General features: G+C 68.3%; 16 protein-coding genes. 14 read left to right on the forward strand and 2 right to left on the reverse strand.

The window, feature by feature from the left end:
- Positions 1-2 precede the first annotated feature (2 nt).
- A complete protein-coding gene (locus VFE28_02015) occupies positions 3-1,097 on the reverse strand; it encodes an LptF/LptG family permease (GenBank protein ID HZM14752.1) in 1,095 nt (364 codons plus the stop codon).
- The gene (locus VFE28_02020) at positions 1,097-2,467 is read right to left on the reverse strand and encodes an LptF/LptG family permease (protein HZM14753.1); all 1,371 of its coding nucleotides are present in this window, start codon (positions 2,465-2,467) and stop codon (positions 1,097-1,099) included. Before VFE28_02020 ends, VFE28_02015 begins: the two co-directional genes overlap by 1 nt.
- Positions 2,468-2,824: 357 nt before the next feature.
- Between VFE28_02020 and sprA the strand changes: the two genes are divergently transcribed.
- The 14 genes from sprA (at position 2,825) to rpsO (ending at position 23,828) form a co-directional block, all read left to right on the forward strand.
- Positions 2,825-9,295, forward strand: a complete 6,471-nt coding sequence (gene sprA / locus VFE28_02025; GenBank protein HZM14754.1) for a cell surface protein SprA — start codon at positions 2,825-2,827, stop codon at positions 9,293-9,295.
- A gap of 80 nt (positions 9,296-9,375) precedes the next feature.
- Complete coding sequence (gene carA, locus VFE28_02030; protein HZM14755.1) at positions 9,376-10,659, forward strand: glutamine-hydrolyzing carbamoyl-phosphate synthase small subunit; 1,284 nt, start codon at positions 9,376-9,378, stop codon at positions 10,657-10,659.
- Positions 10,646-13,915, forward strand: a complete 3,270-nt coding sequence (gene carB, locus VFE28_02035; protein HZM14756.1) for a carbamoyl-phosphate synthase large subunit — start codon at positions 10,646-10,648, stop codon at positions 13,913-13,915. The genes carA and carB overlap by 14 nt, the downstream gene beginning before the upstream one ends.
- Positions 13,912-14,838: a M28 family peptidase gene (locus tag VFE28_02040; GenBank protein HZM14757.1), complete on the forward strand. Its 927-nt coding sequence runs from the start codon at positions 13,912-13,914 to the stop codon at positions 14,836-14,838. Before carB ends, VFE28_02040 begins: the two co-directional genes overlap by 4 nt.
- A gap of 98 nt (positions 14,839-14,936) precedes the next feature.
- Entirely contained in the window at positions 14,937-15,434 is a 498-nt protein-coding gene (gene rimP, locus VFE28_02045; GenBank protein HZM14758.1) for a ribosome maturation factor RimP, read from the forward strand.
- A 5-nt stretch (positions 15,435-15,439) separates the two neighbouring features.
- Entirely contained in the window at positions 15,440-17,005 is a 1,566-nt protein-coding gene (nusA, locus tag VFE28_02050; protein HZM14759.1) for a transcription termination factor NusA, read from the forward strand.
- A 15-nt stretch (positions 17,006-17,020) separates the two neighbouring features.
- Complete coding sequence (locus tag VFE28_02055) at positions 17,021-17,347, forward strand: hypothetical protein (protein ID HZM14760.1); 327 nt, start codon at positions 17,021-17,023, stop codon at positions 17,345-17,347.
- Between the two features lie 5 nt (positions 17,348-17,352).
- Positions 17,353-19,734 (forward strand): translation initiation factor IF-2, encoded by a 2,382-nt coding sequence (gene infB / locus VFE28_02060; protein HZM14761.1) that lies wholly within the window; start codon positions 17,353-17,355, stop codon positions 19,732-19,734.
- A 13-nt stretch (positions 19,735-19,747) separates the two neighbouring features.
- Positions 19,748-20,029 carry a DUF503 domain-containing protein gene (locus VFE28_02065; GenBank protein ID HZM14762.1) on the forward strand — a complete coding sequence of 94 codons (282 nt, stop codon included), beginning with the start codon at positions 19,748-19,750 and terminating at the stop codon, positions 20,027-20,029.
- Between the two features lie 44 nt (positions 20,030-20,073).
- Positions 20,074-20,466, forward strand: a complete 393-nt coding sequence (rbfA, locus tag VFE28_02070; GenBank protein HZM14763.1) for a 30S ribosome-binding factor RbfA — start codon at positions 20,074-20,076, stop codon at positions 20,464-20,466.
- Positions 20,459-21,463 (forward strand): bifunctional oligoribonuclease/PAP phosphatase NrnA, encoded by a 1,005-nt coding sequence (locus VFE28_02075; protein HZM14764.1) that lies wholly within the window; start codon positions 20,459-20,461, stop codon positions 21,461-21,463. The genes rbfA and VFE28_02075 overlap by 8 nt, the downstream gene beginning before the upstream one ends.
- Before the next feature lie 22 nt (positions 21,464-21,485).
- Positions 21,486-22,445 carry a tRNA pseudouridine(55) synthase TruB gene (truB, locus tag VFE28_02080; protein ID HZM14765.1) on the forward strand — a complete coding sequence of 320 codons (960 nt, stop codon included), beginning with the start codon at positions 21,486-21,488 and terminating at the stop codon, positions 22,443-22,445.
- Complete coding sequence (locus tag VFE28_02085; protein HZM14766.1) at positions 22,442-23,374, forward strand: bifunctional riboflavin kinase/FAD synthetase; 933 nt, start codon at positions 22,442-22,444, stop codon at positions 23,372-23,374. The genes truB and VFE28_02085 overlap by 4 nt, the downstream gene beginning before the upstream one ends.
- A gap of 184 nt (positions 23,375-23,558) precedes the next feature.
- Positions 23,559-23,828 carry a 30S ribosomal protein S15 gene (gene rpsO / locus VFE28_02090; protein HZM14767.1) on the forward strand — a complete coding sequence of 90 codons (270 nt, stop codon included), beginning with the start codon at positions 23,559-23,561 and terminating at the stop codon, positions 23,826-23,828.
- Positions 23,829-23,935: the final 107 nt, after the last annotated feature.

Genomic DNA, 23,935 nt, shown 5'->3' on the forward strand with positions numbered 1-23,935 from the left:
CGTCAGCGATTGATGCGGGCGAAGAGACCGAGGCTGGCGACGCCGAAGAAGAGCGGGCCGAGCCAGGCGGCAAGCACGGGAGGGATACTCTCGTTCTTCCCCAGGGCGGCGCTCAGCTCGGTGAGTGCCAGGTAGGAGAAGGCGATGGTGAGGGTGAGGCCGACGCCGGTGAGCAGTCCCGGCTTCCGCTTCGAGGCCGACAGACCGACACCGAGGATGGCCATGATGAGGGTGGTGAAGGGGTAGCTGATCTTGGTGTAGAGGTCCACCAGGTAGTCGTTCACCTGCGCGCCGCTCCGCCGCAGCCGATCCACGTGCGAGCGCAGCTGGAAGTAGTTCATCGCCTCCGGGATGGGCTCGAGGCGCGCCAGGTCCTCCGGCGTTTCGGCCAGCTCGGGGAAGCGACGGCGCGTGAACGGCTCGAGCTCTTCCCGGATCCCGGTGCCGAGGGAGTCCGGCACGAACTGGCGCCGGTTGCCGTCGTGGAACTCCCAGGCGCCGTCCTGCCACACGGCGGTTTTCGCCTCCACCCGCCAGAGGACGCGGCCCTCCAAATAACGGAAGACGGTGACGTCCCGCAACGTCTGGGTGCGGGTGTTGAAGGACTTGGCATCCCAGTGCACGTCGCCCTCGCCGTGGAAGGCGAAGCTGTGGCGGACGCGGGCGTCCTCGGGCTCGCTCTTCTCGATGTCGACACGCAGGATGCGGCGCTCGGCCGCGTTCGTCCGCGGCACCACGTGCTCCGCCAGCAGACCGGAGAACGCCACACCGAGCGCCGCCAGCAGCAGAATCGGCGCGGTGAGCCGGAGCATGCTGACGCCGCTGGCGACGAAGGCGACCACCTCGTTGTTCCGCGCCAGGATCCCTAAGGTGATGATGGTGGCCAGCATCACGTTCACCGGCAGCGTCAGGCGCACGATCTCGGGGAGCATGAAGAGGTAGAAGCGCGCTACGTGCTGCACACTCGCCTGGTGGTCGATGAAGTCGTCGATCTTCTCGAAGAGATCGACGAGGAGGAAGATCACCGCCAGCGAGAGGATGCAGAAGATGAGCACCCGCACGAAGAGCGCCAGCACGTAGCGGTCGTGGATACGCATCACGGCGCCGGGCGCCGGCGCCACCGCCACCAGGTGCGCGGATCGAGCCTGCGGTAGTTGATGGTGGAGATCTCGCGCACCGAGCGCCAGGTGAGCGCGGCGCCGAGGATGCCGAAGAGGATGTTCGCCGCCCACATGGACAGGAACGGCGACAGCAAGCGGCGGTCGGCCAGCTTCTCACCCCCCGTGAGGAAGAGGTAGTAGACGAGGAAGCAGGCGATGCTGAAGGCGATGGCCATGGTCATGCCCGAGCGCCCCGAGCGCAGTGCCAAGGGGGCGCCGAGGAGGACGAACACCAGGCTCGCCGCCGGAATCGCGTACTTCTTGTGCGCTTCCACCTCGAGCTGACGGATGGCCCGGTCGTAGCCCTCGATGGAGGTGCGTTCCATGCGTGCATTGTCGCGCAGCCGCGCCTCGCTGCCGTTGGTCAAGCGTCCTGTTTTGACCAGACGGCGCGCCTCGAGGGACGAGTCGCGCCGCGCCGCATCGAGAAGGGCGAGCTTCGCCTCCATGGGCTTGCGGGACTGGCTGTCGACCCGCTCCAAGAGCTTGCTGATCTTGCCGCGCTTGTCGGCAATGGAGGCGTGGATCATGCCGAGGCTCATCTCCCGGTCGCCGCGGGACTTGCGATCGGTGTGCTGCAGCTGCGCCGCCACATCGTGGATCACCACCGTCTGCGAATCGAAACGGGTGACGCGGTAGTTGAGGCTGCCCTCTCCGGCCAGCTGATGCCACTCGCCGCCGTAGAGCTCGATCACGAGCGACTGCCCGCGATCGGCGAAGTACAGCTTGCCCCGCGGCGCCACCAGGATATCCGGACTCGTGCCCGGGCGTTCGCGCTGCACGCGGACGTGGCGGATCTCGTCGGAGTCCTCCTTCTTGTCGCCGATGTAGATCCGGTAGTTGGGGAAATCGTCCACGTAGATCCCCGGTTCGATGTTCACCGTCGGCCGCTTCTGCCCGATGTCGATGAGCAGTCCCGCCAGCCGGTGGTTCGATTCGGGGAGCACGTAGTTGTTGAACAGGATCATCAGACCACAGACGAAGGCGGCCGCGAACAGCACCGGGCACATGACGCGGTAGAGGCTCATTCCGGAGGCCTTGAGGGCGGTGATCTCGTGGTCCTGGGCCATCTGTCCGAAGGCCATCAGGGTGGCCACCAGGACCGCCATCGGCACGGAGAGTGCAAGAGTGTGCCCCAGGCTGAGCAAGAGGACTTCGGCGATCGTCAGCGGGGAGATGCCCTTGGCCAGGAAGTCGTCGAGGTAGCGCTTCAGGACTTCGGTGAAGAGGACCCCGGTGGTGACGAAGAAGCCGAAGGCGAACGGCCCCAGGTGGCTCTTCAGGATGTAGCGGTCGATCGTTCGCATCGCGCTAAGTCTTTGCAGTTGCACAGCTTGAGAGTCCTTAGCAGCGCCGCGAACCGTACCATGCCGGCCGCCGGGCCACAAGGGTTTCTCCCTGGCGGCAACGTCTCCAGCCGGCGAGCCCTGTGCACGGAAGTCGCGGGTGACCCCGAGCCAGCGACTTCAGGAAGTCCGAGCCGCTCCCGATTCGGGACCGGGTCACCACCCCAGGTGACCTCTCCGGTGGACTGCGCTGTCCTCCCGCAAGGACATGCCCTCGACACCGGCTCTCCCCTGAAACACCGCGATGGTCGCGCCGTGCCGGGTCTCCGGGTCGAGGGAGCCATGGGTCGAGAGCGAGTGCGACAGAGCCGGAGATGGGTGCGACGCGCCACGGGCCTGGTAGTGGCGTGGGTGGCCCTGACGCTGCCGCTCGCCGCAGCGCGCGCCGCGCCGCCCGGAGTGCGCCTCGATTTCGATCAGCTCCTGGAGCGGCAGGAGCTGCGCCAGCACGGCATGCTCCTCGTGATCGGTCCTTCGGCGCGCCTGCGGGCGGAGTCGTTCGATGGCGAGGTGCTGCGCCAGGAACTGCAGTACAGTCCCACCACCGGCCTCGTCTTCGATGTGAGGGCTCCGGGGTTCTTGCCAGGACCGCCGGAGTACTACCTCTACGACGGCGCCTACTTCGTCTACGAGCCACGCGACTACAGCGCGCCCTACTTGCGCATCACCGCCTTGGCGCCCAGCGCGCAGCAGGATCAGCTCCTGGGGGAAAACCACGCCTGGGCGCTCGCGCATCTCCGCGCGCAGAACGTCGGGTCGCAGGCGCAGGTGGGCGGCGGCCAGGGCTTCGAGGTGACGGTGGTGAACTCGCTGCCCGGGCCGCTCTCCACCATGTTCGGCCGCGACGCCACCACGATCCGCGTCACCGGGCGCGAGAGCATCTCCTTCGCCGGCGAGTCGCGCCGCGTCAGCCCCTACATCGCCAGCGAGCAGGGCCGGGGCCAGAGCCTGTTCCCCAGGCTCGATATGGACCAGGACCTGCAGGTGAAGCTGGAAGGAACGATCGGCGGCAAGGTCCACGTGGCGGTGGACCACAACAGCAGCGCTTTCGGTGTCGACGCGAACCGCGTCAACGTCTGGTACGAGGGCTACGAGGACGACATCATCCGCCGCATCGATCTGGGCGGCACCAACATGGCCATGCCCGGGTCGCGCCTCGTGGCGCCGCCGGGTTTCTCCCAAGGTGTCTTCGGCGTCAAGACCGACCTGCGTCTCGCCGGTCTCGACCTCACGGTGCTGGCGGCGAAGGAAGAGACCGAGGCGGAGACGCGGACGCTCACCCCGAGTGGCGGCTCGGCCACGGTCGTTCCCCTGGAGGAGAGGAACTACGTCCGCAACCGTTTCTTCTTCTACGAGCTCCCGGACACGACGCGCTTCTATTACTCCTACGGCCTGGATCCAGGCTCGCAGGATGGGAACACCCTGGGGCAACTGATCGAACAGGCAGCTGCGCCGCGATTCAGGGTCTACATCGACGACAACAACGGTTTCGTGGAAAGCCGTAACCTGCTCGGCTATGCGGTGGCGAACCTCCCCGCCGGGCTCGACACCGTGGCGATGAACGCCACCTTCAACAGCACCCCCAATACTGCGCGCTGGCCCACTCAGGATCCGGGCGTGAACATCTACGATCCGAACTACCGAGTCGGCCACTGGCGCATTCTGCAAGCCGGGACCGACTTCGGCTGGGTGTTCTTCGACGCGAACGGCAAGAAGCTGGTCCTCGGCCTCTATCTCCTCAATGGGTCTCTGAACCCGAATGCGGCTCTCGCGGTGAGCTTCGACGACCCGCAGGGTAAGAAGGTGGGCAGCACGGATCCGGAGGTGAAGCCGAAGCTACGTCTCTTGCACCATCCCGACCAGGACGCGGACTTCTACGGCCACCCCACCTCGCTCCTGATGATGCGCCACGTCTACTATCTGGGCACGACAGGCATCCAGGACCTGGAGCTCAGCATCGAGACACAGGTCCCCGGCGACCTCACACCGGCGGCGCCAGACAACCTCCCTCAGTCCACCTACCTGCACATGTTCGGCCTGGACGAGCTGGACCAGGCCAACCGGCCTGGGCCCGATGGTCTTTTCGACACCCACCGGGCCAACCTCCTGGACGAGGACAACGGCTTCCTCTTCATGCCGGGTCTGCGGCCCTTCTCGCCCCCCGAAGACATCGTGGTCCGGCGCCTGATCGATGCCGGGGTGCCGGAAGACAGCGCCTCGACCGACAGGGAGCGTCTCTTCGGCTCGGCGGAGGTCGTGGATTCGCGCCTCTACACCTTGAAGGACACCGACCAGACCCTCCCGACCAACCACTACCGGTTGCTCGTGACCACCCGCGGCACGGAGACCCAGATCGTCTTGCAGCAGGACATCATCGAGGGCAGCGACGTCGTGCGCCTCGACGGGCGCACCCTCGTCCGCGGCGTGGATTACGACATCGAGCCCGTGGCCGGCGGCAAGATCACCTTCAAGGGCCAGGTGCTGAACGAGATCTCGCCGAGTTCCCGCATCGAGGTGAGCTACGCCTTCCGCCCCCTTCTCGGCACCGGGCAGGCGACGCTCCTCGGCATGAGCGGCAAGTACGACTTCGGGCCCCGGGGCTACTTGGCGGCTCTTGCGTTGTGGGAATCGCGGCGTTCCTTCTCGCGCCAGCCCCAGCTCGGTGACGAGCCGAGCCGCAACCTGGTGGGGGACGTCAACCTCAACCTGCGTTTCCAGCCCGGCTTCCTGACCCGGCTCGCCGATCTGCTGCCCTTCACCCGCACCAACGCCGCGAGCAGCATCGCCATGGCCGCGGAAGTCGCGGTGTCGAAGCCGGACCCGAACACGAAGAACACCGCTTTCGTCGAGGACATGGAAAGCTCCGACACCTCGGACCGGGTGGCGAGCAGCCGGGAGGCCTGGAGCTGGGCCGCGTTGCCCGACCCGACGGCGGCGCCCGTGGATACGCTGAACCGCATCCCCACCTACTACTACAACCCCACCGGCCGGGTGAAACGGGGCCACTTGAACCCCACCTTGCCGGAGGACGAGGCGAACGACGGCCTCACCGTGCTCGAGCTCGGCTTCGACCGCGACCAGGTCACCAACCTGCTCACCAGCGAGCCCTTCCGCGGCCCGTTGCTCTGGGCCGGGGTGGAATCCGCCTTCCCCGGCAACGGCCTCGACCTGTCCCAGACGCGGACCCTCGAGTTCTGGCTCAATGACGGCATCGCCGACCCGACGGGCCGGCGCGGCCGCATGCACATCGACTTCGGCGACATCAGCGAGGACTTCGTCTTCTTCCCCAACAACCCCAACCGCCCGGGCGGCGGCGGCCCGCTCTCGCAGCCGAACTTCAATCGCGAGGCGGAGACGCCGTTCCAGTTCATCGCCACCACCGACGACATGGGCTGGAACGGCAAGCAGGACGATTGCCCGCCGCCGAGCAGCGAGCGCTACCCGCGCGGGTCGGACTGCCACCGGCCGGACCATTACGTTCCGGCGACAGGGCAGTACCCCTTCGCCAACGGCACCGAGCTCGACAACCGCTACGACACCGAGGACATCAACGGCGACGGCGTCTGGGACACGAAGAACAGCTTCTTCCGCGTCGACTTGAACCTGGCGGACCTGACCTACATCGACCCGGGCACGGACATCAGCCCCACCTACGCCAACGACCCCAACATCGACCCGAAGCTCAAGCCCGGCTTCCAGGGCTGGCGGCACTACCGGATCGACTTCCAGTCCTTGTTGCGGGATTCGCTCTACGAGATCGTGGTGGGTCCGGGAGAGCGGCCGCCGCAGCTCACGCAGGTCCGCTATCTCCGCATCTGGTTCGACGATCCCCAGGCGCCGGCGGATCCGGCCCAGCAGCTGTGGACGCTCTACAACTACCAGCTCTTCGACTTCAAGTTCACCGGCAACCAGTGGCTGCAGCTCGGGGTGCACGGCACCGATGCTTCCCGGCTCGACCCCCAACCCTTCGACGAGATCTACACAGTGAGCGTCATCAACAACAAGGACAACCCGGAGTACACCATCCCCCCGGACGCGGACCTCGTGGACACCGCGGGCGTGCAGGCGCGGGAGCAAGCGCTCCGCCTCGTCTTCGACAACCTGAAGCCCGGTCACGAGATGGTGGCGCAGAAGACGAACCCTCTGGGGCGGCCCACGGACTACACGCTCTACAACCGCATGAACTTCTTCACCAACCTGGAGTCCGACTTCGCCGACTCCGTGGAAGTCTTCTTCCGCATGGGGTCCGACTCGCTCAACTTCTACGAGGTGGCCCGGCCGCTGCTCGGCGTCCGCGGCTGGCAGGAAACGATCTTCGATCTGCGGACCTTGACCGATCTCAAGTTCCCCGAGGACGTGGGCGTGCCCGTGGACACCCTCACCCTCGCCGGCCGTCCGGTGGTGCAAGTGCGGCGCTTCGTGCAGGACATCGCCAATCCATCCGTCACCTTGAAGATCACCCGGCGGGGGAACCCGAGCCTGAAACAGGTGTCGCGCCACTTCGTCGGCGTGCGCCACCTGCGGCCGGCTTCGGATCTCGGGGCCGCACCGGTATCGGGGGATTTCTGGTTCAACAACGTGCGCCTCGAGGATCCGAAGCGCGAGGTGGGGACGGCGCAGATCTACGGCGTGCAGGGCAACGTCGCCGACGTCTTCGATTTCAACGCCACCCTCTCCACTCGAGACGCCGATTTCCTCGGTCTCCGGCAGCGCACCGGCACGGGGAGCGATCTCTACAATTTCCAGAACAGCTACAAGATCCCCGACGTGTCCCGGCTCATCCCGACGCTCGGCTTGACCATCCCGCTCAGCTACACCCTGGCCCGGGACGTGAGCCGCCCGAAGTTCTCCACCTCCAGCGACACGGAGAACGATGCCGAGCGCGCCGACGAGCAGCGTACCGAGAGCGTGCGACGGGGGTTCGGTCTGTCGCTGCAGAAGAAGCCGTCGAAGTTCTTCCTCTTCAAGCCCACGCTGGACCGCCTCACCTTCGCCTACAACGAGTCGCACACCGAGCGCCGCAGCTTCACCAGCCGCGACACCTCGGCGTCCTGGTCGCAGAACCTGAACTACGACCTCTCGCCCAAGGCGAGGAACATCCCGCTCTTCTTCCGGCAGCAGCTCAATCTCCTGCCCACCAACGTCAAGTTCGGGGCGCAGCATCAGAACAGCCGCAGCCTGATCTACACCAGCAGCGGCAGCAGCGGTGGATCGCTGCAGCCGCGCCCGGTGGTGAGCGCGCGCTCCTTCAACTGGAACGCCGCCGCCGCCATGCGGCCGCTGCAGATGCTCAACGTGCAATACAGCTTCAACGAGTCCCGCGACTACCGCGAGGCGCATCCGGACAACGAGGAAGAGCGGGTCAGGTTGGGGAGCTTCGACTTCGGCATCCCCACCGGGCGCGGCGAAGGCATCTCCTTGGACCTGAGCCCGCGCTTGTTCCAGTACTCCTACTCCGCCAACTACGCCGATCGCCGCACCGTGCAGGTGGAGCAGACGACCGGCGCGCCGCGTCCCGACGTGCACCAGCTCTTGAGCGGGCGCACGCACCGGGTCAACTTCGATTTCAAGCTGCACCGGCGGCTCGCCTCGCTCTTCGGTGGCGCCCCGCGGCCAGTGGTGCCGCCCGGGTCGGGGGAGATGCCCGAGGGGGAGCGGCAGTTCGGCGGTGCCGAAGAGGGGGCCGAGCCCCCGCCACCTCAGGGTGGGCCCGGCGAACCGCCGCCACCGCAACAGCAGCAGCCGCCGCCCGGCCCCGGAGCGCCCGGCAGCCCGCCGGGGCAGCAGGCTCCGCCCGAGAGCCTGCAGGCGGCACCACCGCCGCGACGCCTGCCCAACCCGCTGCGGCCGCTGTTCCGCTTCATCGGCGGCATCGACGCGGTCAAGGTCGAGGCGAGCGACAGCCGCAGCGCCAGCTACGTCGGCGCTCCCCAGGAAGCGAACTACATGTATCGCTTCGGATTCAGCACCGACACTGGGATTCCCGGCTACAGCGAACCGTCGCCCGTCAACACGACGCGGACCCTCAACCTGAACACCGCCGTCCCGCTCCGCGGCGCGCTGCGCGTCACCCTGCGCTACGGCCTGCGGGCCAACGACATCGAGAGCCGCTCGGGGCAGGACGCGCTGCTCCGCATCAACGTCGATTCCAGCCGGGAGACCAACTTCCCGAGCGCCGAGCTCAGCATCAACGACCTGCAGAAGTTGCGCATCTTCGGCTCGAAGCTGCAGCGCTCGACGCTCACCATGGTGTACAACCGCACGGCCTCGGAGCGCTTCAGCCAGGACACCGACGCCGTGGGCACCGAGACGCAGTCGAACCGGCGCGAATCGTCCACCACCCTGATCACCGCCAACTGGACCGGGCAATGGTCCGGTGGCACGGCGACGACCCTCTCCCTCAACCAGACCTCGGGCGAGGAGGAGACGGTGGGCCAGCGGACCACGAACACCCGGCGCGCGATCACCGGGACCATGCGCTTCAAGGTCGCCCCGAAGGGCGGCTTGCGCCTGCCCTTCATCGGCGCCCTCAAGACCGGCCTGGACGTGCAGCTCAACGGCTCCTACAACCGGGATTCGGGCGAGCTCTTCAACAACCCCGACGATCCGAGCGTCTCCATCCCGCAGCGCCAAACGAGCGCCATCGCGGCGGGCGCTCGCGGCGACTTCACCCTCTCCCGCAGCATGACGAGCGGCGTGGAGATGGGCTACACGCGGAGCCGCGACGAGAAGAACAACCAGACGGTGAGCACCTTCCGCCTCGGCTTCAACTTGACCTTCCTCTTCTAGTGAGGACCGCGGCCCGCGTGGTGGGGGAGCAGCTAGGCGCTGCCCGAGGCGCGCCAGTTCTTGCCAAAGAGCCGGTATCCTTGCTACCCTCCGCGCTCGTGCACGTGCGACCCGCCACCTTGCCGTCCAGCGCCTGGACCCCACCGCGCGACGCGCCAGCCCAACTCATTCTCGAAGAGGGGACTCGTTTTGGCGGCCGGGCCTTCGGCGCGCCCGGGCCCGTGGTCGGCGAGGTCTGCTTCAACACCGGCATGTGCGGGTACCAAGAAATCCTCACCGATCCTTCCTACGCCCAGCAGATCGTGGTCATGACCGCGCCGCAGGTGGGGAACTACGGCATCGCCCCCTTCGACGACGAATCCCGCGCCCCGCAGGTGGCGGGATTCGTGGTGCGTGCCCTGTCGCGCCCACACAACTGGAGGAGCGTCGAGAGCCTCGACGCCTACCTCGAGCGCCACGGCATCCCCGGGCTCTACGACGTGGACACACGGGCGCTCACCCGCCTGCTTCGCGAGCGCGGCTCGCAGCGTGGCAGCCTCGGGCCCGGGTCGGCGCCGGAAACGGAGCTGCACCAGGCGGCGCTCGCCTGGCCCGGCCTGGAGCATGCAGACCTGGCCGCAGTGGTGACCTGCAAGGAGCCCTACCGGCTCCTGCCAGGGCCCGAAGCGGGACCGGCGGACCTGCGGCTCTCGGCCTACGAGCGCGCCCCGGACGAAGGCGCCAACGGCGAGGGACTGCACGTCGTGGTCTACGACTTCGGGGTGAAGCGCAACATCTTGCACCGTCTGCTGGCGCGGGGCTGCCGGCTCACCGTGGTGCCGGCGCACTGGCCGGCGGCGGCAGCGCTCGACCTGGCGCCGGACGGCATCCTCCTCTCCAATGGTCCCGGCGATCCTGCTGCGGTGGGTTACGGCATCGAAGCGGTGCGCGGTCTCCTCGGCCGGGTGCCGCTCTTCGGCATCTGCCTCGGACACCAGATCCTCGGACTCGCTCTCGGCGGGCGCACCTACAAGCTCAAGTTCGGCCATCGAGGGGTCAACCATCCGGTGCACGACAAGAGCACCGGCAAGGTGCGGATCACGACGCAGAATCACGGCTTCGCCCTGGATCCCGAGTCTCTCGCCCGGCTGCCCCTCGACATCACCGAGGTGAGCCTGAACGACGGCACCGTCGAAGGGCTGCGGCACCGCGAGCTGCCGGTGTTCTCCGTGCAGTACCACCCGGAAGCGGCGCCGGGCCCGCACGACAACGACGGTCTCTTCGATCGCTTCCTGCGCCTCGCGGCCGCCCACGCCGGTCTCGCGTTGCCGGAGCGCCAGCCGGCGCCGGCCGTGTCGGCGGGTGGTGCGGATGCCGCGGCGTAGTGATCTCCGCTCCGTCGTCGTCCTCGGTTCCGGCCCCATCGTCATCGGCCAGGCCTGCGAGTTCGACTATTCCGGCACCCAGGCATGTCGGGCGCTGCGCGAGGAAGGCCTGCGCGTCGTCCTGGTGAACAGCAATCCGGCCTCGATCATGACCGACCCCGAAGTCGCCGATTGCACCTACCTCGAGCCGCTGCACCCGGACTACGTGGCCGCCATCCTGGAACGCGAGCGGCCCCAGGCCCTGCTCCCGACCGTGGGCGGTCAAACCGCTCTCAACTTGGCTCTCCTCCTGCATCGAACCGGGATCCTCGAACGCCACCAGGTCGAGCTGATCGGCGCCGGGGCCGACGCGATCATGCGCGCCGAGAGCCGGGAGAGCTTCGACACCTGCATGCGCGAAGCCGGCCTCGTCTCCACCCGCGGCGGCCAGGCGCGCAGCCTGGCGGAGGCGCTGGCCCTCGCCGAGGGCCTCGGCTACCCCGTGATCGTCCGGCCCTCTTTCACCCTGGGAGGTTCGGGGGGCGGGACGGCTCTCGATCGCGATGCCTTCGAGCTCCTGGTGGAAGGAGCGCTCCGCGAGTCGCCCCTCGGCGAGGTGCGCGTCGAGGAATGTCTGGTGGGGTGGAAGGAGTTCGAGCTCGAGGTGGTCCGGGATGCCAAGGACAATGCCATCGTGGTCTGCTCCATCGAGAACCTGGATCCCATGGGGGTGCACACCGGCGACAGCATCACGGTGGCCCCGGCGATGACGCTCTCCGATCGCGAGTACCAGCAGATGCGCGACTGGGGCTTGCGCTGTATCCGCGCCATCGGCGTCGAGACCGGCGGCTCCAACGTGCAGTTCGCCGTGCAGCCCCAGACCGGCGACATGCGCATCATCGAGATGAACCCGCGGGTGTCGCGCTCCTCGGCGCTGGCGTCCAAGGCCACCGGCTTCCCCATCGCCCGGGTGGCGACCAAGCTGGCCATCGGCTACACCCTGGACGAGATCCCCAACGACATCACCGGCACTTCCTGCGCCGCCTTCGAACCGGCCCTCGACTATGTGGTGGTGAAGGTGCCGCGCTGGGACTTCGAGAAGTTCCAGGGACAGCGCGACGTGCTCGGAGTGCAGATGCGCTCGGTCGGCGAAGCCATGGCCATCGGGCGCACCTTCCGCGAGGCCCTGCAGAAGGGCTTCCGCTCCCTGGAGCGAGGCCTGCACGGAGTGGATCCGGCACCCCCGGGGCCCTTGCGCTTGGAGGAGGCGCACTCGAACCGGGTGCAAGAGATCGCCACCGCGCTGGAGAGCGAAGGCCGGAGCGTGGAAGAAGTGGCCGCCGCGACCGGGATGGATCCGTGGTTCCTGCACGAGATCGGCGCCCTCGGGGTGCGGCGCGCCGAGCTCCGCGCCGCGGCGCCGCAGCTGCGGTCAGCCGCGAAGGAGGCGACCGACGACGACCCGTCCCTGCGCCGCTTGCTGCAGGACGCCAAGCGCGATGGCTTCGGCGACGAGCAGATCGCCCGTCTCGTGGGCCTGGCGCCGGCAGAGTTCCGGCGGCTGCGCCAGCGGCTCGACCTGCATCCGGTCTACAAGGTGGTGGACACTTGTGCCGGCGAGTTCGCCGCCACGACGCCGTACTTCTACAGCACCTGGGAAGAGGAGAACGAGTCGGTGCGGAGCAGCTCGCCCCGCGTCGTCGTCCTCGGCAGCGGCCCGAACCGCATCGGCCAGGGCATCGAGTTCGACTACTGCTGCGTGCAGGCGGTGCAGGCGGCGCGTGAGCGCGGTTACGACGCCATCATGGTGAACTGCAATCCCGAGACCGTGAGCACCGACTTCGACGTGGCGAGCAAGCTCTACTTCGAACCGCTGGCGCTCGAATCCATCCTGGACGTCCTCGAGCTCGAAGCCCCGGAGGGGGTGCTCGTGCAGTTCGGCGGCCAGACGCCCCTCAAGCTGGCGCAGGCGGTGCACGCGGCGGGGGTGCGCATCCTGGGCACGAGCGCCGAGTCGATCGATCTCGCCGAGGATCGCGGCCGCTTCGCCGCGCTGCTCGCCGATCTCCACGTCCCGAGCCCGGCCTGGGGGATGGCGGCCGACGTGGAGCAGGCGCGCGAATGCGCCCGGCGCATCGGCTTCCCGGTGCTGGTGCGACCTTCCTACGTGCTCGGCGGGCGCGCCATGCGCATCGTCTACGACGAGAGCGCTTTCGTGGGCTACGTGGAGCGGGCTCTCGAAGCCATGCCAGGGGCTCCGGTGTTGGTCGACCGCTTCCTGGAGGACGCTTACGAGTTCGACGTCGACGCCCTCGCCGACGGCAGCTCCACCTACATCGCCGGCATCATGCAGCACATCGAAGAAGCGGGGGTGCACTCCGGCGACAGCGAGTGCCTGCTGCCGCCCTACGTTCTCCCCGACGAGGTACGCCAGGCGCTGGAGCGGACGACGCGCCAGGTCGCGGAAGCCCTGCAGGTGCGCGGGCTGCTCAACATGCAGTTCGCCATGCTGGACGGCGTCGTCTACGTGCTCGAGGCCAACCCACGCGCCTCGCGCACCGTTCCCTTCGTCAGCAAGACGATCGGCGTGCCGCTGGCGCGCCGGGCCACCGACATCGCTCTCGGCGCCCGGCTCGACGATCTCGATCTACCGCCCGCGGGCGTGGTGGCGGGCTTCGCGGTGAAGAAACCCGTCTTCCCGTTCCGCAAGTTCCCCGACGCCGGCGTCTATCTGGGGCCGGAGATGCGCTCCACCGGCGAGGTCATGGGTTGGGCGCCGGAGCTGGGGCAAGCGACGCTCAAGGCCTGGATCGCCGCCGACGAACGCCTGCCCGTGCGCGGCACCGCGTACATCAGTGTGAACGAGCGCGACAAGCGCCGGGCGCCAGAAATCGGCCGCGCTTTCCGCGAGCTCGGTTTCGATCTCCTGGCCACCACCGGCACCGCCCAGGTGCTGGAGACCGCCGGCTTGTCGGCGCGCCGGGTCTTCAAGGTGAACGAAGGCAAGCCCGACATCCGCGACGAGATCCACGCCGGCCGGGTGCAGCTCATCGTCAACACACCCCTCGGCAAGACCTCTCGTTTCGACGAAAATGCGGTCAGCCGCGCCGCCGTCTCCCACGGCATCCCGATGGTGACGACGCTCTCCGGGGCCCTGGCTCTCGCCCGAGCCATCCGGGCCCTCCGAGAAGAACGGGTGCACGTGAAATCGCTGCAAGAAAGGTTGCAGGCCTGGGGGAGAGCGCCCTGGCTCGGGCCCGTCGAGGAGAGCACTTGAGACGGTGTGCCCTCGCCGTGCTCATGCTGCTCGCGGCGGCCGGAGCTTGTGGCAGCAGCGCGCCGCCCCCCACACCGCCGCCGGCCCCGGACGGGGCTCGCGCCTTCCAACATCTGGAAGCACAGGTTGCTTGCGGCCCGCGGGTGCCGGGAAGCGCGGCCGCCGCCTGCTGCCGCCGCTACATCCTGGCGCACCTCGAGCGCCGGGCGGAGAAGCTCGGCCTGCAGGAGTTCCGCCTCGCCGATCCGTACGGCACCGATTCGCTGCAACTCGTCAACATCCTGGCGCATTTCCATCCCGAGCGCCCGGCGCGCGTTCTCCTCGCCGCACACTACGACTCGCGCCCCCGCGCCGATCGCGACAGCGGCGCGGCACAGTCGCTGCCCGTGCCCGGTGCCAACGACGGCGCCAGCGGTGTGGCGGTGCTCCTCGAAGTGGCCGAAGCCCTCGGGAGCTGGGATCCGGGAGTCGGCGTCGACCTCGTCTTCTTCGACGGCGAGGACTACGGCAAAGAGGGAGAGGTGCAGCACTATCTGCTCGGCTCCCGCCATTTCGCCGCCACCATGGGCGCGTACCGGCCCCGCGCCATGCTGCTCCTCGACATGGTGGGAGACGCGGACCTGCACATTCGCATGGAGGAGAACTCGCTGCGAGCGGCGCCGGCGTTGACACGCCTGGTCTTCGCCGTGGCCGAATCCTTGGGAGCGAAGTCATTCGTCTCCGCTCCCGGCCCTGCCGTCTACGACGACCACATGCACTTCCTGCTCCAGCGCATCCCGGCAGTCGACCTCATCGATCTCGATTACCCCGCCTGGCACACGACGCGCGACCTGCCGGCGGCATGCAGCCCGGCGAGCTTGGAGGAGGTGGCGCGGGTGGTGCTGCACGTCCTGCAGCGCCTGGGACGCGGTTCTGGAGCCTGAGGGAGGGGGGGGCTTGCCAGGCCAGGCCCGATGGGCTTAAGGTGACCGGGGTTGAGTGGGTTCGCGGACCCACTTTTTTTTGGCATCAGAGGAGGCCCATGGCGGCTACGCTCCCCTCCGGGCTCCTCGAACGCATCGAGCACGAGCTTGCGTCTCTCGGCTTCGAGTGCATCGAAGTCACGTTCGCCGTCGAGTCGGGCCGCCGCATCCTGCGCGTGACCCTGGATGCACCGGGCGGCGTATTGCTCGAGCAGTGCGCGCAAGCGAGCCGGGCGGTGGGCCCGCTCCTCGATTCCTGCGCCGACCTCCCGGCCGGGTACTATCTCGAGGTGTCGTCGCCCGGGATCAACCGGCCGCTGACCAAGCCGGAACACTTCCGGCGCTTTCGCGGCGAACCGGCGAAGTTGCGCCTGCGGGAAGCGGTGGACGGCGGTGCCTCCGTGACCGGCGTGCTCGGAGCGCTGGAAGACGACGTGCTCTGCGTGGAGACGACCCAGGGCGAACGCCGGATCCCTCTGGCGCAGATCGCCAAGGCGCGACTGCACCGGGATCTGGGGCAGGATCTCAAAGGCGGGCGCCGCAGCGCCCCAAGGTGAAGGATATGAACTACAGCATCCTGGAAGCCCTGAACCAGCTCACCCGCGAGCGCCGGGTGGACAAGGGTCTCCTCTACGAGACCCTCGAGGTCGGGCTGACGACGGCGATCAAGAAGAAGTACGGCAACAACGCGGTCGTCCACGTCGACATCGACGAGGAGAAGGGCACGGTGCAGCCGTTCCTCGTCAAGGCTGTGGTGGAGGACGAGGACGAGATCGAGGATCCCGTCTGCCAGGTGACTCTGGAAGAGGCCCACGAGCTGGATCCGAACCTGAAGGTAGGGGACGAGATCCGGGAGCTGCTGCCGTTCTCGGAGTTCGGCCGCAACGCCATCGCGCTCGCCAAACAGGTGCTGGTGCAGCGGGTCCGCGAGGTGGAGCGCGGCAAGATCTTCGACGAGTTCAAGGGCCGGGTCGGCGACATCATCACCGGTACGGTGCAGCAGCAAGACCGCACCGGCGTGCTGGTTTCCCTCGGGAAAGCCGAAGGCTTCCTGCCGCGCAAGGAGAGCATCCGCCGCGAGCGCTGGCATCAGGGGCTGCCGATCAAGGCCTACGTCGTCGAGGTCCTGGACGTGGGCAAGGGGCCGCAGATCATCCTGTCGCGCACCCACCCGGGTCTGATCGAGAAGCTGTTCGAGAGCGAGGTGCCGGAGATCTACGACGGCATCGTGGAGATCCGCGCCGTGGCCCGGGACGCCGGCGGGCGCTCGAAGATCGCGGTGTACTCCAAGGACGACCGGGTGGACGCCGTGGGCGCCTGCGTGGGCATGAAGGGCTCCCGCGTGCAAGCGGTGGTCAAGGAGCTCTCGGGGGAACGGGTGGACATCGTGCCCTGGAGCGAGGAACCGCAACAGTTCGTCACCAAGGCGCTCTCTCCGGCCAAGGTGCAGAACATCCGCATCAGGCGCGAGAGCCAGGAGATGACCGTGGTGGTCGAGGACGAGCAGCTGTCGCTGGCCATCGGCCGGGAGGGGCAGAACGTGCGCCTCGCCGTCCGTCTGACCGGCTGGAAGATCGACCTGGTCAGCTCCACCGAGATGGCGCAGCGCGAGCGTCTCGACAAGGAGATGCGCGTCGCCCTCGACGAGGTGGAAGGCTTGACGCCGGAAGAGGTGACCCTGCTCGGCAGCATCAACGTGCACACCTTGAAGGACCTGAACGCCGCCGAGGTGGAAAACCTGTTGGGCCTGGAAGGCATGGACGAGGAACGGGTGGCGCGCTTGCGGACCCTGGGAGTGGAGAGGGCCAAGCAGATCGAAACCGATTTCGCTCAGGCGCTGCAGGCCCAGGAGCATCTGTTCGACGAGCAGATGTTCGACCGCGTGCCGGCTCCGGAAGCGGACGCCGCCGCGGCGACGCTCACCTTCCGCGACGAGTCGGAGCTGGAGCCGGACGAGCCGGAAGCCGAAGCCCCGGCGGCGGTGTCGGAAGCCGAGACCGAGACGGTCGAAGAGATCGAGGCAGGGGAGATGCCCGCGGCCCCGGAAGCGCCCGAGGAACCGGAAGCGGAGACCGCGGCGGCGGAGGCGGACGCCTCCGATGCACCCGAGCGGCCGCCGGTGGGGTGAGCCGGGCTGCGCCGGATGGAGAAGCTGCGCAACCTGCTGGGGCAGGCGCACCGAGCCCGGAAGCTCGCCCTGGGGCGCTCGGCTTGCCGGCGCGCCGCGGGTACGGGCCGCTTGCACGCCGTGTTCGTGGCGCGTGATGCCGGGGCGAGCGCGGTCCGGGACAGCGGCGTCGGGGAGACGGTGGCCTGCGTCGCCGTGGACCTCGACAAGGAGCAGCTCGGAAGCCTCGTGGGTCGCGCCTCGGTGGCGATCCTGGGAGTCCTGGATCCGCGGCTAGCGACCGAGCTGCTGCGGCTCGTGGAGGCGGAGTCTGGGCCGCCGTCCCGAGGGGAAGCAAGGTGACGGTCATGGCGGAAAGCAAGAAGAAGCGCATCTACGAAGTGGCGCGGGACTTCAACGTCTCCAGCGACGCCTTGCTCAAGGTGCTCCGGGATCTCGACCACGAAGTCAAGAACCACATGAGCACGGCGACACCGGAGATGCTGGCGGCCATCGAAGCGCGCTTCTCCCAGGCGCAAGCTCAGGTCAAGGTGGAGGAGAGCAAGCGTAAGGAAGTGCACGCAGCGATCCAGCAGCACAAAGCGGAGGAAGAACGCGCCGCCAAGGAACGGGCGCGAGAGGCGGCCGTGGCCAAGGCCCAAGCCGCCGCGCCTCCGACCCCGCCGCCACCGGCAGTCCGTCCGCCTGAACACCGCGGCTCCCGGCCGATGGAGACGCGCCCGCCCCGTTCCTCGACGGCGCCTCCGCCCCGCTCGCGGGCGCCCGAGCCGCCCCCGCCGCAACGCCATGGTCGCGGCGGTGGTCCGCCGGAGTTCGCTCCCGGGCGCCGGCCGCGCGGCACCAAGGGGCGGAAGAAGCCGGGAGTCGACGAGCGCGCGGTGCGCGAAAGCTTCCAGAAGACGATGGCCGAGATCGATGGCCCGCGCCGGCAGCGCCGGCGACGCCGCGTCCACGCCGGCGGCGTGGCAGTGGACGAGCGCGAGAACGTCATCCAAGCGGTGGAGATGATGCCGCTCCAGGATCTGGCCGCCGAGCTCGGCGTGGCCCCCCACGAGCTCATCAGCAAGCTGTTCAAGAACGGCGTTCTTGCCACCATCAACCAGCGGCTCGACAAGGACACCATCGAGATCCTGGCCGCCGAGTACGAATACGAAGTGGAGTGGATCAGCGAGTTCGAGGAGACCGAGCTCGACGTGGAGGAATCCGAGGCGCCCCGGCTGCCGCGGCCGCCAGTGGTCACCATCATGGGCCACGTCGATCACGGCAAGACCTCGATCCTCGACAAGATCCGGCGCACCAATGTCGTGGCCGGCGAGTCCGGCGGCATCACCCAGCACATCGGCGCCTACGAGGTCACCACCCCGGGCGGGCATCGCATCACCTTCCTGGACACGCCGGGTCACGAGGCCTTCACCGCCATGCGCGCCCGCGGCGCGCAGGTGACCGACCTGGTGGTGCTGGTGGTGGCAGCGAGCGACGGCGTCATGCCGCAGACCCTGGAAGCGCTCAATCACGCCCGCGCCGCCAACGTGCCCTTCCTGGTGGCGATCAACAAGGTGGATCTGCCGGATGCCAACGTCGAGCGAGTAAAGCAGCAGCTAGCGCAGAACAACGTCCTCCTCGAGGATTGGGGCGGCACGATCACGGCGGTGGAGGTGTCGGCCAAGACCGGCAAGGGGCTGGAGCAGCTGCTCGAGCTCATCCACCTGCAGGCGGAGATGCTGGAGCTCAAGGCGCCGCGGGAAGGGCGCATGCGCGGCGTCGTCCTGGAAGCGCGCAAGACGCCGCAGCACGGTGTGGTCGTCAACGTGCTGGTGCAGCAGGGGACGCTGAACTTGAGCGACGTCTTCGTCGCCGGCAGGCACTCGGGTCGCGTCCGCGCCTTGCTCAACGAGCGCGAGCGGCGCATCGAGAACGTCGGCCCCGCCGACCCGGTGCAGGTGCTGGGCTGCGACGGCGTGCCGCAGGCGGGGGATCCATTCACCGTCGTCGAGAGCGACCGCCAGGCGCGGGACATCGCTTCCAAGCGCCAGCAGTACGAGCGCGCCCGCGAGGCGAAGTCGAGCCGGCGCGTCAGTCTGGAACAGTTCCACCAGATGATGCGTGAGAGCGGTCTCGCCGAGCTCAAGGTCGTTCTCAAGGGCGACGTGGACGGCTCGGTGGAGGCGCTCACCGAGTCTCTGGAGAAGCTCTCCACCACCGAAGTGGCGGTGCGCGTCATCCATCGCGGCGTCGGCGGCATCAACGAGACCGATGTCACCCTGGCGGCGGCGTCCAATGCCATCGTCGTCGGCTTCCACGTCCGCCCGAGCCAGCACGCTCGGGAGCTCGCCAAGCGCGAGGGCGTGGACATCCGGCTCTACGAGGTCATCTACGACGTGGTCAACGAGGTGAAGGAAGCCATGGTGGGCTTGCTGACGCCGGAGACGAAGGAGAGCATCGACGGCGTCGCCGAGGTGCGCCAGGTGTTCCGGGTTCCCAAGGTGGGGACCATCGCCGGTTGCTACGTGACCTCAGGGAAGATCACCCGCAACGGCAAGATCCGGGTCATCCGCGACCACGTGGTGGTCTACGACGCCACGGTCTCGTCGCTCAAGCGCTTCAAGGACGACGTGCGCGAGGTGTCCCAGAACTTCGAGTGCGGCATCGGTGTCTCCGGCTTCGACGACATCAAGGTGGGCGACGTCCTCGAGGTCTACCGCCTGGAGGAGGTCGCGCGCACCCTCTGAAAGGGTGGCGTCCATGGTCGTCGGCTTCTGTACACTCGACCTCTACATCCCCGGCTGCACCTCGCTGAAAGAGAAACGTTTCGTCTTGCGCAGCCTCATCGACCGCCTCCGCCGGCGGCTGAATCTCGCGGTCAGCGAAGCCGATCACCACGATCTCTGGCAGCGCTCCACGCTGTGTCTGGTGACGGTGTCGAACGATTCCCGCGTGGTGCACTCGGTGCTTTCCAAGGCCAGCGATCTCGTCGAGAGCGATCATCGAGTCGAGTTGCTCGACGTTGCCGTGGAGCTGCGCTAAGCTCGAAAGTTCCGGGCGCGCGCCCGGAGGAATGAGGAGAGAACGTGGATCCTGTCGCCCTCGCCCGGCTCAACGCCGGTCTCCGCGACCTACTGGTGGAGCTCTTGGCGCGCCGGGTGCGCGACCCCCGCGTGCAGGCCGTGTCGGTGACCGGGGTGCAGGTGTCCGGGGATCTGGCGGTGGCCAAGGTGTTCTACAGCGTCCTGGGCTCGGAAACGGCGCAGCGCCAGGCGCAGCGCGGCCTGGAGAACGCCGCCGGTTTCCTGCGCCGCGAAGCCAGCCACCATCTGCGCCTGCGGACGGTGCCGGAGCTGCGTTTCGTCCACGATGCCTCCCTGGAACGCGGCGCCCACATCGATCAGCTGCTGCGTGAGATCAAGGAGCAGGCCGGAGAGCCGCAGGCACCGGCCGCGCCGGAGGAGCCGGAAGATGGCTGAGATCGACATCCCTGCCGCAGCGGCTCGTTTCCGCGCCCTCGTGCAGTCGCACCATCGCATCTGGGTGAGCGTGCACGAATCGCCGGACGGCGACTCCATCGGCGCGGCGCTGGCGTTGCAGGAGGTCCTGGGTCGGATGGGGAAGCGCATCGTCGCCATCCGCCAGCATCCGTTCCCGCGACAATACGAGGACCTGCCGGGCACCGAACACATGGGGGACGTGACGCGGCTGGGCGAGCTCTTCCCGCCGGAGGTGATCATCGCCGTGGACGTGGGGAGCTTCCGGCGCATCCACGCGGTGCTCGATCACGTCAGCCCCGAGACGGTGGTGGTGAACATCGACCACCACCCGGGCAACGGCGGCCCCGAGCGCCCCTGCGAGTACGTGGACCTCGCGGATCCGAGCGTCGCCTCCACCACCATGCTGACCTATCTCCTGTTGCGCGAAGCCTGGCCCGGTTGCGTCACGTCCCAGGCGGCGACCTGCCTCTACGTCGGGCTCATCACCGACACGGGGTGCTTCCGTTTCTCCAACACCAATGCCGAAACGCTGCGGGTCGGCGCCGAGCTGGTGGCGCTCGGTGCCGATCCGGGCCGCTTGGCGGAGAACTACATGTTCCGGCGGCGCCCGCAGGCGCTCCGCCTCCTCGGCGAGGTCCTCACCACCCTGGAATTCCACGCCGGCGGCAAGCTGTCGACCTTGTGCCTCACCCGGGACATGCTGGAGCGCAGCGGTGCGCGCATGGAGGAGAGCGAAGGCTTCGTCAACCACGCCACCTCGGTGGATGGGGTGCAGGTGGCGGCGATGCTGCGTGAGGTCGACTCCGGGCGCACCCGGGTGAGCCTGCGTTCGCCGGATCTCCTGGACGTATCGCGGATTGCCCGGGAGTTCGGCGGCGGCGGGCATCGGAACGCCGCGGGTTGCAGCGTCGATGCCGACATCGACAGGGCGCAGGAGCTGATCGTGCAGGCCGTGCTGCAGGCCTTGCGCGGCTGAGCCTCCCTCCCGAGACGAGGTCATGCATTTCGACGACCGGGTCTTCCTCATCGACAAGCCTCAAGGCCTGACCTCTTTCGGTGCGGTGCGCCGGTTGCGCCGCGCCGCCCGGGTGCAGAAGGCCGGACACAGCGGCAGCCTGGATCCGAATGCCACCGGGTTGCTCGTCCTCTGCACCGGGGTCGCCACCCGGCTCGCCGGGCTCTTCGTCGACTTCCCCAAGGAATACGAAGGTCGCGTGCGCTTCGGCACCGCCACGGATTCTCACGATGCCGCGGGGGAGGTCATCGCCAGCGCGCCGGTGCCGGCGCTCGCGGCCAGCCAGGTGGAGGAGGCGCTGCAGCGCTTCGCCGGCGAGATCGACCAGACCCCGCCCATGGTTTCAGCGCTGAAGCACCAGGGGCGCCGGCTCTACGAGATCGCCCGTGCCGGTGGGGAAGTGGAGCGGCAGCCGCGGCGCGTCCGGGTGCACAGTATCGCTCTCCGCGCTCTCGGGACCGACTACGCCGACATCCACCTCCGCTGCGGGCGCGGTTGCTACGTGCGCAGCATCGCTCACGATCTCGGCCAGGCGCTCGGCGTTCCGGCGCACCTGGAGGCGCTGCGCCGAACCGCCGTCGGCCCCTTCGCTCTGGCCGAAGCATCGAGCCTGGAAGCCCTGGAAACAGCCCTGGCCGCGGCAGCCGGCACGGCTTCGCCGCCCCCCGCCGGCGTGCTGGCGCTGCCGGCGGCGCTCCGCTCCTTCCCGGCCCTCACGGTCCGCGCTCCCTTCGAAGCCGCATTGCGACACGGTGCCCAGCCGGAGCTACGGGCGCTGGTGGAGGTGCCGCGCCTTTCCGGTCCGCACCGGTTGCTCTCCGCCGATGGCCAACGCCTCCTGGCCATGGCACAGGTGGACGGCAAGAAGCAGTGGGCGCGCGTGCGTTTGCTGCGCGTCTTCCCGGAGCCGGTGCGCGTCGACGCAGGGGGAGAAGCGGCGTGAAGGTCTACGCCAACTTCCCGCACGAGCTGCCCGCAGCACCGCGTTACTCGGTGGTCTCCGTGGGCGTCTTCGACGGCTTGCATCGCGGTCACCAGCGCATCCTAGCGGCCGCCCTCGAGGGAGCGCCGGCCGGGGCCGTCGCCGTGGTCACCTTCGATCCGCACCCCCGCGCGGTGCTGGGGCCGCCGAAGCGGGCGCGCTTGCTGAGTCCGCTGCCGGAGCGACTCGAGCTCCTCGGCAGCTATCCCCTCGGCGCCGTGGCGGTGCTCCGTTTCGACCAGCAGCTGGCGCGCATGTCCTACGTGGACTTCGTCCGCGACTTCCTCTGTACCGGATTGGGAGCCCGCCGTCTCGTTCTCGGCTACAACGTGAGTCTGGGACATGAAAGACAAGGAAACCAGGAACGCCTGCGGGAGCTGGGCGGCGTCCTCGGCTTCGAAGTGCGCTCGGTGCCGGCCTTCGAGATCGGCGGCGCGCCGGTGAGCAGCACCCGCATCCGCCATCTCCTCGACGCCGGCAACGTCGAAGCCGCCGCCGAGCTCCTCGGCCGGCCCTATGCGCTGCAGGGCACGGTGGTGCGCGGCAGCGGCCGCGGGCGGGCCATCGGCATCCCCACCGCGAATCTGCAGCTGTCGGCGGAGAAGCTCGTCCCGGCGCGGGGAGTCTACGCGGCACGCGTCGGCATCGAGGGGCGGCTGCACGCGGGGGCGCTCAACATCGGCGTCGTGCCCACCTTCGTCGAGGAGGGAACCCAATCGGTGGAGGTCCACATCCTCGATTTCGACGGCGATCTGTACGGTGCCGGCCTCCGGCTCGAGTGCATCGCCCGCCTGCGAGACGAGCGGAAGTTCAGCGGGCCGGAGGCTCTGGTGGCCCAGATCCGCCAGGACATCGCCCAGGCCAGAGCGGCCTGTGCGCAGCTCGATTGAGCCAGCCATCCTGCCTGTCGACAGACGGTTGGGGGCGTGATTTCGAGTCGTTTCTGCGCCCACATGGGGCTTTGCAGCGTTCTTTGATTGTGTTAGGTTCCCACGGTTCGAAAAGCGCGGGTGACTGGGCAAGCCAGCGCCTGCAGCCATCGTGACCATAGTCCTTCACGGGAGGTTCGCGACGATGGCTCTATCGAAGGACAACAAGCGGCAGGTGATCGAAAAGTTCAAGCTCCACGAGCACGACTCGGGCTCTCCCGAGGTCCAGATCGCTCTACTCACCGAGAGAATCCGGAGTTTGACCGAGCACTTCAAGGTCCACAAGAACGACCACCACTCGAGGCGTGGACTCCTGAAGATGGTCGGCCAGCGGCGCCGGCTGCTGGACTATCTGAAAAACAAGAACGTCGAGCACTACAAGATGCTCATCAAGGAGCTCGAGCTCCGTCGCTAGCCTGTTTCGAGGCCCCGTCCGGGCCGGCATGGGATCTTCCCGGTGGCGCGACAGCCGTCGCGCCGGACCGGAGGAGATTGGCGGTTCCCGGGGCGGCGCGAGAGCGG

Source organism: Candidatus Krumholzibacteriia bacterium, assembly GCA_035649275.1.
Taxonomy (GTDB): domain Bacteria; phylum Krumholzibacteriota; class Krumholzibacteriia.

Bases quoted from the DNA above. Each gene is read 5' to 3' on its own strand.
- VFE28_02075 (HZM14764.1), top strand. From the start codon at position 20,459: ATGGCTGAGATCGACATCCCTGCCGCAGCGGCTCGTTTCCGCGCCCTC.
- VFE28_02015 (HZM14752.1), bottom strand. From the start codon at position 1,097: ATGCGTATCCACGACCGCTACGTGCTGGCGCTCTTCGTGCGGGTGCTC.
- rpsO (HZM14767.1), top strand. From the start codon at position 23,559: ATGGCTCTATCGAAGGACAACAAGCGGCAGGTGATCGAAAAGTTCAAG.
- VFE28_02020 (HZM14753.1), bottom strand. From the start codon at position 2,467: ATGCGAACGATCGACCGCTACATCCTGAAGAGCCACCTGGGGCCGTTC.
- infB (HZM14761.1), top strand. From the start codon at position 17,353: ATGGCGGAAAGCAAGAAGAAGCGCATCTACGAAGTGGCGCGGGACTTC.
- VFE28_02065 (HZM14762.1), top strand. From the start codon at position 19,748: ATGGTCGTCGGCTTCTGTACACTCGACCTCTACATCCCCGGCTGCACC.
- rimP (HZM14758.1), top strand. From the start codon at position 14,937: ATGGCGGCTACGCTCCCCTCCGGGCTCCTCGAACGCATCGAGCACGAG.
- truB (HZM14765.1), top strand. From the start codon at position 21,486: ATGCATTTCGACGACCGGGTCTTCCTCATCGACAAGCCTCAAGGCCTG.
- nusA (HZM14759.1), top strand. From the start codon at position 15,440: ATGAACTACAGCATCCTGGAAGCCCTGAACCAGCTCACCCGCGAGCGC.
- carB (HZM14756.1), top strand. From the start codon at position 10,646: ATGCCGCGGCGTAGTGATCTCCGCTCCGTCGTCGTCCTCGGTTCCGGC.
- VFE28_02055 (HZM14760.1), top strand. From the start codon at position 17,021: ATGGAGAAGCTGCGCAACCTGCTGGGGCAGGCGCACCGAGCCCGGAAG.